Source organism: Thermosynechococcus sp. M98_K2018_005 (genome assembly GCF_015295825.1).
Lineage (GTDB): Bacteria > Cyanobacteriota > Cyanobacteriia > Thermosynechococcales > Thermosynechococcaceae > Thermosynechococcus.
Map to the genome: position 1 here is coordinate 23,090 of NZ_DVEH01000006.1, position 10,728 is coordinate 33,817.

Below are 10,728 nucleotides of genomic sequence, written 5' to 3' on the forward strand. Positions count from 1 at the left end.
CTATCTTAGTAAAGGCTTTGCACCATGCCCCTGACTACATTTGCTTACTGGTCAAGATCATCGCTGCTCCTTGGGGTGTTACTACTGGGGGTATTCCCTCGGGCGGTGTTTGCTCAGAATCAATCTTCTAGCCCCAGTGTCCAGATTGTGAATCCCACACCCCCACCCAGCTCTTCAATTTATACCCTTGAAGGAGGCAAGCGCTTGATGGACGAGGCTGCCGCTGCGGTTAAGAGCCAAAATTATGCCGTCGCCGCTCGCAAGCTACTGGAAGCCCGTACGGTGATGAACCAACTCTCGAACTTTTACCAGTCCCTCAACTCTAGCTTTTTGGGCATTGATACGGCGGCTGCCGATAGCAACCGTCGCCGTGCCCTAGAAGCAGCGCAACTGCGAGATGAAGCCACTTTTCAACTGGCTTTGGTCTATCGCGCCAATAACCAACCCGAGCTGGCAGTGCCCCTTTTAGTGGAAATTATCCGCAGCCAAAACCCCACCCGTGAACTGGGACAAAGGGCCTATCAGCAATTGCTAGAATTAGGTTTTGTGGATGTGCCCTTTCCGCGTACGGGGGCAATTCCTGCGGGAACGCCTGCGGCCAGTCCACCGCCAGCCACCTCTGCCAATCCCCAACCGCGCCAGTAACGCTTCATGAATGACTCTTTCCTCAGTAATGGCCACGCGCCTCTGTTGCGCCAAGCCACGGTTGATCGCCAGACCAAAGAAACCAAGGTTCACGTTGAACTCACCCTTGATGGCAATGGTTTAGCCGACAATCACACGGGGATTCCCTTTCTAGATCACATGCTGGATCAGCTTTGCTCCCACGGCCTTGTGGATTTGCGCGTGCAGGCTAGCGGCGATACCCATATTGACGACCACCACACTAATGAGGATGTGGGCATTACCTTGGGGATGGCACTAGATCAAGCCTTGGGCGATCGCCGGGGGATTCATCGTTTTGGTCACTTTGTCGCGCCCCTGGATGAGAGTTTGGTGGAAGTTGCCCTAGACTTCTCGGGGCGTCCCCACCTCAGTTATGGGTTGCAGATTCCCACGCAGCGGGTTGGCACCTATGATACGCAACTGGTGCGGGAGTTTTTCGTTGCCTTGGTGAACCATAGCCGCATGACACTGCATATTCGCCAATTGGACGGCATTAACTCCCACCACATTATTGAAGCGACATTCAAAGCCTTTGCTCGTGCCCTACGCATGGCGATCGCCATTGACCCGCGCCGCAGTCAGCAAATTCCCAGTTCTAAGGGGGTGATTCAAGCTTAGGTGTGGACGTGTCCATCGGGCATAATCGCTCCCGTGAGGCGTGCCCCGGTCAGTTTCACTAGGAGGCGATTGCCTTGGCTCATCTTTGCTCCCCGTAAATCGGCACCCCGCAGATCAGCCCCACTCAAGTCAGCACCAATGAGATTGGCCTCTTGTAGGTCGGCATAGCTGAGATCCGCTTGCAGCAAATTGGCTCGAAAGAGATTGGCGTGGCGCAGGTTAGCACGATGGAGAATCACTCGATGCAAAAAGGCATCACTGAGATCGGCATAGCTGAGATTGGCATGGCTGAGGTTACGCCCCTCAAAGTCTTTTTCACTCAGATTGGCCCCCTGTAAATTAACCCCTGACATATCCTTGTGGGGGGGCGTCGTGCGCGGTGGCTCTGGGGGCGGTGGTGCTGCGGTACGTTGGCGTTGATAGGTGCCGTAGGTGTGGTTGTGGTGTTGACTATAGGTGTGCTGAGTGGTTTGCTGCGGCTCACGGGGCGCATGATAGCTGCGATAGGTGTAGGGATTGGATTGATAGCGTGGGGGTGAGGAACGATAGGTTTGCTGCTGGCTAGCAGCCCGCTGGGAGGTTTGGCTGCCGTGTCGGGCAATATGCTGCCGCAGTTGATCGCGCGCTTCATTAAATTGCTTAATTTTCTCCTGTGCCTTCTCGATGAGCCGTGTGTTGTCCTTCGGGATGCGATCGGGATGCCAAATAAACACCAAATCCCGATAAGCTCGGTTTACTTCCTCGAGGGTTGCCCCCGGCTCCAACTCCAGTACCCGGTAGCAAGTGTCTAAATCGAGCATTTTCTGACGGCTTATCATGGATATTGATGATCTTAACCACGGGACTGCTCACCTAGGGTTGCGAAAGAATGCGTTAGTATGAACTTATGTAAAGACTTTTCACTTTTCCTAGCGGAGGATGGCGATCGGTGAATAAACAATGGCGAAACGCAGGTTTATACGTTCTTCTTGCAATCGTGGTGCTGGCCTTGGCCACTGCCTTCTTTGATCGCCAACCCACGACCAAACAAACATGGCCCTACAGTGAGTTCATCCAACAGGTCGAAAGTAAGCAAATCACCAAAGTCAGTATCACCCCTGACCGCTCTCAAGCTCAAGCCATAACCCAAGATGGCACGCGAGTGCTCGTCAATCTTCCCAATGACCCTGAGCTTCTCGACATTCTCACGACCCACAATGTGGACATCGCTGTCTTGCCCCAAAGCAATGATGGCTTCTGGTTCCGCGCCCTGAGTAGCTTGCTCGTGCCCATTGGCCTTTTGGTACTGCTCTTTTTCCTACTGCGGCGTGCCCAAGCAGGTCCCGGCAACCAAGCGATGAACTTTGGCAAGTCACGGGCACGGGTACAGATGGAACCCCAAACCCAAGTGACATTTAATGATGTGGCTGGGATTGATCAGGCCAAGCTGGAACTGGGTGAAGTAGTGGAATTCCTGAAGTATGCTGATCGCTTTACTGAAGTGGGCGCCAAAATTCCCAAGGGGGTTCTCCTTGTGGGGCCTCCTGGAACTGGTAAAACCCTGCTGGCGCGGGCGGTGGCTGGTGAAGCGGGCGTTCCCTTCTTTTCAATTTCTGGTTCTGAGTTTGTGGAAATGTTCGTTGGGGTGGGTGCTTCACGGGTGCGCGACCTCTTTGAACAAGCTAAAGCCAATGCCCCTTGTATTGTCTTCATTGATGAGATTGATGCCGTCGGTCGCCAGCGCGGTGCTGGTCTGGGGGGGGGCAATGATGAACGGGAGCAAACCCTCAACCAACTGCTGACGGAAATGGATGGCTTTGAGGGGAATACGGGCATCATTATTATTGCTGCGACGAACCGTCCGGATGTTTTGGATGCAGCGCTGTTGCGTCCGGGGCGTTTTGACCGTCAAGTGGTGGTGGATCGTCCCGATTACAAAGGTCGCCTCGATATTCTCAAAGTCCATGCCCGTGGCAAAACTCTCGCTAAGGATGTGGATCTCGATAAAATTGCCCGCCGTACCCCCGGTTTTACCGGTGCGGATCTCTCGAACCTGCTCAATGAAGCGGCCATTCTTGCAGCTCGCCGCAACCTCACCGAAATCTCCATGGATGAGATTAACGATGCCATTGATCGCGTCCTCGCTGGGCCTGAGAAAAAAGACCGTGTGATGAGCGATCGCCGCAAGAAGTTAGTTGCCTACCATGAGGCGGGTCATGCCCTGGTGGGTGCCCTCATGCCTGACTACGATCCCGTCCAAAAAGTGAGCATCATTCCCCGCGGACGGGCGGGTGGTCTGACTTGGTTTACTCCCAACGAAGATCAGATGGATTCGGGCCTCTATAGCCGTGCCTACCTGCAAAACCAAATGGCCGTTGCCCTTGGGGGTCGCATTGCCGAGGAAATTGTCTTTGGTGAAGATGAGGTGACCACTGGTGCCTCAAACGACCTGCAACAGGTGGCACGGGTTGCCCGCCAAATGGTTACCCGCTTTGGCATGAGCGATCGCTTAGGACCTGTGGCCTTGGGACGGCAAACCGGGAATGTCTTCCTTGGCCGCGACATTATGGCGGAACGGGACTTCTCTGAGGAAACGGCTGCCACCATTGATGATGAAGTGCGCAATCTCGTCGAGCAAGCCTATCGCCGTGCCAAAGAGGTCTTGGTAAACAACCGCCATGTCCTTGACCAAATTGCCCAAGTGCTGATTGAAAAAGAAACGATCGATGCTGAGGAACTCCAAAGCATCTTGGATCGCAACGACGTGAAGATGGCCACCATTCCCTAGGATTGCCCTTTGCGATCGCCCCAAGGGTCGTGCTAATGTAGTATTCCTTGGGACTGCGGGCATGGTTTAATGGTAAAACCCTAGCCTTCCAAGCTAGAGACGCGGGTTCGATTCCCGCTGCCCGCTTAAGACTCAAATCCTTTAAGAACCAGCATTTTCGGGTATTGCAGAGACGCTGGGATGCTCTTTCATAGTCTCAAAATAGGCTCAAATTGGATTTAGAACCCGATTCTATCGATTCTATTGGTGGCCTATGGCTCAGTCACGTCGGCTAGGATAGCGCTTCTGGGTTGATGAATGATTCTCACTGAAAATCTCAATGTCCTCTGGGCGAGCGTCCTCTTTGAAACCCTCTATCGCTTGGGACTGCGGACAGTCGTTCTCTCGCCGGGATCACGTTCTGGGCCATTGGCGATCGCGGCTGCTGTCCATCCCCATCTTGAGGCGCTGCCAATTCTTGATGAACGCTCGGCGGCTTTTTTTGCCCTTGGCCTTGTCCAACAGCAGGGACGACCCGTTGCCCTTGTCTGCACTTCAGGTACTGCTGCTGCCAATTTCTATCCCGCGATTATTGAAGCGAGCCTCAGTCATTTACCGTTAATCGTGCTGACCGCCGATCGCCCCCCCGAGTTGCGCTTTTGCCAAGCGGGGCAAGCCATTGATCAGGTGCATCTCTATGGTCATGCCGTACGTTACTATCGCGAACTGAGTCTGCCGGAACTTGCTTTGCTGCCCTACCTGCGGCAAACTCTCTGCCATAGCTGGCAAACTGCCCTCTGGCCAGACCCGGGACCCGTACATTTGAATATCCCTCTACGGGATCCCCTTGACCTGCGCTCTGAGGCCAATTTTCATGGGGCACTTCCAAAGAACTTCTTTGCTCAGGTGCAGCCCTTTGTGCCGCCTCGGATTGTCACCTCTCTCCCTTGGCAAACATGGCAACAGATGCAGCGGGGATTAATTATTGCGGGGCCCAGTCATGGGGTGGATTCTCTGGCGGAAGCGGCGGCGATTGATCGCCTGAGTCGGTTTCTACAGTGGCCGGTGCTTGCCGATGCCCTCTCCGCAGCACGGGGATTGCCCCATGGCATTACCCATTACGATCTGCTGCTGCGAGATGCCCACCTACGGGAATCCTTGCGTCCTGAAGCAGTGATTCAACTGGGACCGCTACCTACTAGTAAAGCCCTGCGGGAGTGGCTGAGTGCCTGCGATCCCCTGATCTGGTGCCTTGACCCCACGGGCGATAACAACAATCCCCTCCATGGCCGCTGTCAAACGGTGGCGATCGCCCCCCAAGCGGTGGATTGCCCCCCCGACCCCCTGCCCCCCAACCCCTACCTCAAGGACTGGCAAGACCACGATCAACGAGTGCATGAACAACTGAAGCGAACATTTGAGGCTATTGATTGGTTTTGTGAGGCCAAGCTGATTTACCATCTGCCGCAGTGGTTGCCATCGCGAACGGCAATTTTTGTGGCCAGTAGTATGCCCGTGCGTGATGTTGAGAGTGTTTGGCGGGCCAGCGATCGCCACCATCGCTTTTACTTTAATCGGGGTGCCAACGGCATTGATGGCACATTATCTAGTGCCCTTGGGGTTGCCCATCGCGGTCAGCCCACCCTCTTAATCACCGGGGATCTGGCCTGCTTGCACGATACCAATGGTTGGCTGATCACGCCCCACTTTCAAGGGTGTCTGACTGTACTGCTGATCAATAACCAAGGGGGCGGTATTTTTGAGCATTTGCCGATTCGCCAGTTTGATCCGCCTTTTGAGACCTTTTTTGCCACACCACAGCAGGTGGATTTCAGTTGCCTTGGCGCCGCCTACGGCATTCCCTACCACTGTCTCAAGGATTGGGCTGATGTCGAGGCACAGCTTTGCCAGACCCCTTGGCCCAAGATACGGCTTTTGGAATTTAAGAGCGATCGCCAGCGGAATGCCCAATGGCGACAGCAGGTACTCGCTCACCTCAGGGTCTGAGTTTTCATCCTTCAGTGGCTATGGCTGTGGTAGGAAAGCAACTGCTCTTCAAGGGCAGCAATCTGGTTATAGGCAGCGGTGAGCTGTGCCGTGAGCCGTTGAATTTGAATCTCTGGACTCAGGGGGCGATCGCCACTGAGGTTACGCACCTGACCATAGTCATCATCCACAAGAATATCCTTGTGCTCTGGGGTACTCACCAAAGGGCGAGGTTTGGGCAGGGGATTTTGCTCAGCAGGGGTTGCTGGTAGCGGCTTGAGCCGTCCTTCCTCTAAGGCCTTAGAAACCTTTTGGTTGAGTTGTTCAACAATCTGGTACAGAGCATCAATTTTGTTACTCAGAACCAAAATCTGCTTATGTAATAAATCCACGGGTCAAATCCTCTCGCGGTGGAATGCTGTAGTTGTCAACTCAACTGCCTTTGGGGAAGATAGTAGTGTGAAATATCATCACCCCTCAGCACTTAAGGTACGCTTGAAAAAGTACGCACTTCCCTCAACTTTAGGCTACCCCGTTTCAAGAGCCTAGAGTGCTGAATTCAGCTTGGCCACTAGGTTGATATTGACTCTGGAAACAGGGATAGGACTATAACTCCAGCCTAAGAAAAGTCATTGGTCAATGGCCACTTTTTCAAGAAGACTTAAGCTCGAGTAAATTTTTGTAAAAGCATGAGGGATTCTTGGGGAGATGCAGTGGAAATTCAGCGACTCACTTTAAAAAACTTTAAGACCCATCAGGATCGCACCTTTGAGTTTCTGCCGGGGGTGAACGTCATTTGCGGTGAGAATGGTGCGGGCAAAACCAGTCTTTTTGAAGCCATTGCTTGGGTTCTCTTTGATGCGACATCCGGGTATGGCAGTGGCTTTAATAGGGCCATTATTCGCAAGGGGGCTAAGCGTGCCGAAGCCACGGTGCAGTTTATCTCAGCGGTGGATGGTCGCTCCTATGTGGTGCGGCGCAATACACAAACGGGGTACTCAATTCACGATCCCCAAGTGGGAGACCTTGGTCTCTCGTTGCGTGAAGATGTTCAAGCATGGTTGCAGGAGCACCTCGGTATCCACAGTGCCCTTCCCCTTAGGGATCTCTTTGAGCAGATCATTGGCATTCCCCAAGGAATGATCACGGCGGATTTTCTCAAGGCACCCGCCCAGCGGCGCCAAGTCTTTGAACCAATTTTACAAGTGAGTGATTATCGCCAAGCCTTTGACAATGCCCTTGCCCTCGTGAATTTTTCCCAAGAGCAGGTGGTGTCCCTAGAGCGGCAGTTGGCTGCCCAAAAACAGGAACTGGCCACGCGATCGCAATATGAACAACAGGCAACAGCCTTGGCAGCGGAGCTAGAGCGCGATCGCCAGCAGTGCGAGGAATTCCAAAAACAATGTCAGGCCTTGGCCGCCGAAAAACAGCAATACGAAGCTGCCGTTGAAACCCTAAACCGTCTTGCGCAAACCTGCCAACGCCTCGAAGCCCAACTGCGTCAGCAGGAGGAATTGTGTCGCGATCGCCAACAGCAGTTGAGCGCTGCCCGCGAAAGCCAAGCCCAGTGCCAGCAATTGCAAGCCGACTACGATCGCTATCGGCAGCAGGAGGCTCGCTACCAAGAACTCGAGCAGCAACTGCGGGGACGAGCTGCCCTTGAGCAGAACATTCGCCAACTCGAGCAGCAGCACCAAAAGCTGGCCACCCAATTAGCCAGTATTGAAAGCCAACGCCAAGCGATCGCCACCATTGCCAGCCAACTCGCGGCCCTGGAACCCCAAATTGCCGCCGCCGACACCCTCGATGCCGAAATTGCCCCCCTTGAGGCGCGCTACCAGCAGGCTCAGCAGGCGGATCAAGAACTGCGCCACCTCAAGCAACAAGCGGCAACGTTGCAAACCCGCCTAGAGGAAATTGCTCAACAGGTGCAAGCCCTAGAGCAACAGCGTCCCTTAGCCGCCACCTTGAGTGCTAAACAAGCAGAACGGGAGCGACTCCAAGCCCAACTCAGCCACGCCACCGCTGCCCATGCCTTTGCTGCCACTCTTGATCCCATTCTCAATACCGCTCAAAGCCACGCTACGGCCACCGATCCCCTTGTCACAGCCGCCATAACAAGCCTCACAGCGGCACAGCAATTTTCCCTCGTGGCCACCGCAATTCAAGAGGGGCTAGGGGCACTTCAGCAGCTTCAGCAGAATTATCACTGGCTCTTGGATCAACTCACGGCACTGCGACAAACCCTCACCGATCCCGCAGCTATTCCTGTGCTAAACCAGACGTTAAAACAGTTAGAAACTGACATTGCCCTTGCTGCCGCCGCAGAACGATCGCTCTTGCAAGCCCAAGCCCTGAAGGAGGAACGCAACCGTTTGGCAGCAGAGCTTAAGCAGTTGGGCGATCGCCAGCAAACCCTAGAACCCCTCAGCCACGAACTGACTGATCTCGAACGCCGCCTAAACAAATTACGCCAAGAACGAGCTAACCTTGGTCAGCCCCATGCCCAGCGGCAACTGTTACTGGAGCAGCAGGCAGCAGCCCCCCAACTGGAAGCCGACTACGCGCGTTTGGGCAGCGAACAGGCCAGCCTACAAGCTCGCCTCACCCCTCTCTATGAGGAATGCCAACATTACGCCGCCCTTGAAGAACAGCGGCAACAGCTTAGCGATGACCTCGCTCGCCTGCGGCCCAGCTATGATACCTATCTCCAACACCAGCAGCAGGCCGCCCAAGTCGAGAGCTATGAAGCTGCCCTAAGAACAGCGACCCAAGCCGCCCATGCGTTACAAGACGCCCTTGCCAAAGCCCAAGCGGAGTACAAAGCCCAAGAGCAAGAGGTGGATTTAGCTGCTCTGGAAGCCGTGCGCGATCGCTACGAGAACCTACACCGTGAGTATCAACGGCTCCTTGGTGCCATTCCCGAAAAGGAAAAGCAGTACCAAAACTGCCTTGCCACTCTCAAGCATCTTGATGAAGTCGCCGCCGACAAGGAAAAGACGCTGCAAAAGCTGGTAGCGGCACAAAAACACCACTACCTGATTGAGATCGCCCGCGACATTTTTAGAAAGAGCGGTCCCCGTGTCAGTGAAGCCTATTTGCAGACTGTCTCCGCCGAAGCTGATCGCCTACTGCGCGAACTCCTCAATCGTCCTGATGTGGCGCTCCAGTGGACATCGGACTATGAGATTCAAGTCAATGAAGGAGGCTACTGGCGACCCTTCAAGAGCCTCTCTGGGGGTGAGCAAATGTGTGCTGCCCTTGCGGTGCGCCTCGCCCTACTGCGGGTACTCGTGAACACCGACATTGCCTTTTTTGATGAGCCGACCACCAATATGGATCAGATGCGCCGCCAACAACTGGCCGAGAGCCTGAGTAACCTCAGAAGTTTTCATCAACTCTTTGTCATTAGCCACGATGAAACCTTTGAAGCCCTCACCGAGCACACGATCCATCTGGAGCGATCGCTCCCCTAGGCGTAGGCTGTGTGGAGTGCCCACCAAATTAGTGCCGCAATAAAGCCAAGAATCAAAACGGCAGAAATCGCGATCATCGCCGGGCTATCAGCACCATCAAACTTCATAATGCCGCGATTAAAATCCGTGGCCATAGGAATAAACTCCAAGCACCATTGAATCCACAGTAAATTAATTTTAGGCTGCTTTTCTGGCAGTGGGGTTAAGGATAACGACTTGTTACGATTTATAGCACTCCCTAAAAACCCTCTTAAATGTGATCAATATCACAGCAACCCCAGGTGAAACAGGCAAAGGTAGAAGTAAGCACACAGCCTAGACCACGTGTTGAAGTGTCACGTTTTGTAACGTTGCTCCTGCCCTAATTCAAGAGAAAGGCGGAAAGTATTCAGATTTGCAGAGGGGATGATTTCTTGAGGGCTGTTGAAAGACGGGGGATAGAGATAATGAATAGCATGGAACGTCACGTCTTAATTTTGAATACCCTTGGTGGACGGCGGGCGATCGCCCTTGAGGCAGCAGCCTACTCCCTTGGGCGCGATGAGAGTAATGCCATTGTTATTGACTTTGAAACGGTTTCTCGCCAGCACGCCATTCTCCTACGGGTACCTGTCCCCGGCACCACCAGCTATCGCTATCGCCTAGTGGATGGCAATGCCAATGGTAAGCCCAGCACCAACGGCACCTTCGTCAATGGCAAGCGCATCAGTAGCCATGAATTGCAACACGGCGATGTGATTCTCTTTGGGCGTAAGGCCAAGGCTTCCTATCTCATGCTCTCAATGGCGGATACCGAGTTTAGCCAATATCTCCAATCCATTGCCTTCCAAAGCATTAAATCCGATCTGCGGGGTGCCAAGGAAACTCTCGTAGGTATGGAGCTAAGTGGCGAACTGCGGCGAACCCCGAACCGTGAATTGGTGGCAGCCGGCGCCACCCAGTTACACCCTGAAGCCGAAGCGACAAAAGATACCTTGGCTAGTGAGAACGACAGAGAGCTGCAGGGGAACAACAAAGAAACCGTCCATGAAAAAGAGAGCCAAGGCTCAAAAACTCGCCTCGTGGGTCTAGGGGCGATCGCCCTTGTGGTTGTTGCCATTATCACAGGAGCCGTCTGGCAATCGGGCTTCTTCCCCAGTCAACCGCAGGGTACACCACCTGCGACTCAAACCCGCAACTAGCTCAACCCAGATCCTTCATCGCTTTGATAAATAGTTTCAAAATATAAACAATCCC

9 protein-coding genes and 1 tRNA gene are annotated in these 10,728 nt (G+C 53.8%); 7 read left to right on the forward strand and 3 right to left on the reverse strand.

The genetic code is table 11. The annotated features are described in order from the left end of the window. Positions 1-24: 24 nt before the first annotated feature. Complete coding sequence (locus tag IGQ15_RS00655; protein ID WP_297047652.1) at positions 25-645, forward strand: hypothetical protein; 621 nt, start codon at positions 25-27, stop codon at positions 643-645. Positions 646-651: 6 nt separating this feature from the next. Beyond that, positions 652-1,284 carry an imidazoleglycerol-phosphate dehydratase HisB gene (hisB, locus tag IGQ15_RS00660; RefSeq protein ID WP_297047654.1) on the forward strand — a complete coding sequence of 211 codons (633 nt, stop codon included), beginning with the start codon at positions 652-654 and terminating at the stop codon, positions 1,282-1,284. Here the strand turns inward: hisB and IGQ15_RS00665 are convergent. Beyond that, on the reverse strand, positions 1,281-2,084 hold the full coding sequence (locus IGQ15_RS00665) for a pentapeptide repeat-containing protein (protein WP_297047656.1): 804 nt from the start codon (positions 2,082-2,084) through the stop codon (positions 1,281-1,283). The two genes, hisB and IGQ15_RS00665, sit on opposite strands and share 4 nt — an antisense overlap. Positions 2,085-2,212: 128 nt before the next feature. On the opposite strand from IGQ15_RS00665, the gene ftsH3 reads away from it, so the two are divergent. The 3 genes from ftsH3 to menD all read left to right on the forward strand — a co-directional run bounded on the left by ftsH3 (position 2,213) and on the right by menD (position 6,037). Beyond that, entirely contained in the window at positions 2,213-4,051 is a 1,839-nt protein-coding gene (gene ftsH3 / locus IGQ15_RS00670) for an ATP-dependent zinc metalloprotease FtsH3 (protein WP_297047658.1), read from the forward strand. Positions 4,052-4,106: 55 nt separating this feature from the next. Then, positions 4,107-4,177: transfer RNA gene (locus IGQ15_RS00675), tRNA-Gly, on the forward strand. Between the two features lie 171 nt (positions 4,178-4,348). Then, entirely contained in the window at positions 4,349-6,037 is a 1,689-nt protein-coding gene (menD, locus tag IGQ15_RS00680) for a 2-succinyl-5-enolpyruvyl-6-hydroxy-3-cyclohexene-1-carboxylic-acid synthase (RefSeq protein WP_297047660.1), read from the forward strand. Between the two features lie 11 nt (positions 6,038-6,048). Here the strand turns inward: menD and IGQ15_RS00685 are convergent, their stop codons facing one another. Continuing rightward, positions 6,049-6,408 (reverse strand): hypothetical protein, encoded by a 360-nt coding sequence (locus tag IGQ15_RS00685; RefSeq protein WP_297047661.1) that lies wholly within the window; start codon positions 6,406-6,408, stop codon positions 6,049-6,051. A 297-nt stretch (positions 6,409-6,705) separates the two neighbouring features. Here IGQ15_RS00685 and IGQ15_RS00690 point away from each other — a divergent pair, with 297 nt between their 5' ends. Next, on the forward strand, positions 6,706-9,492 hold the full coding sequence (locus tag IGQ15_RS00690) for an SMC family ATPase (protein WP_297047663.1): 2,787 nt from the start codon (positions 6,706-6,708) through the stop codon (positions 9,490-9,492). On the opposite strand, the gene IGQ15_RS00695 is transcribed toward IGQ15_RS00690, so the two are convergent. Beyond that, on the reverse strand, positions 9,489-9,626 hold the full coding sequence (locus IGQ15_RS00695; protein WP_024125599.1) for a hypothetical protein: 138 nt from the start codon (positions 9,624-9,626) through the stop codon (positions 9,489-9,491). The two genes, IGQ15_RS00690 and IGQ15_RS00695, sit on opposite strands and share 4 nt — an antisense overlap. A gap of 321 nt (positions 9,627-9,947) precedes the next feature. On the opposite strand from IGQ15_RS00695, the gene IGQ15_RS00700 reads away from it, so the two are divergent. Next, positions 9,948-10,673: an FHA domain-containing protein gene (locus IGQ15_RS00700; RefSeq protein ID WP_297047665.1), complete on the forward strand. Its 726-nt coding sequence runs from the start codon at positions 9,948-9,950 to the stop codon at positions 10,671-10,673. The last annotated feature ends 55 nt before the right edge of the window (positions 10,674-10,728 follow it).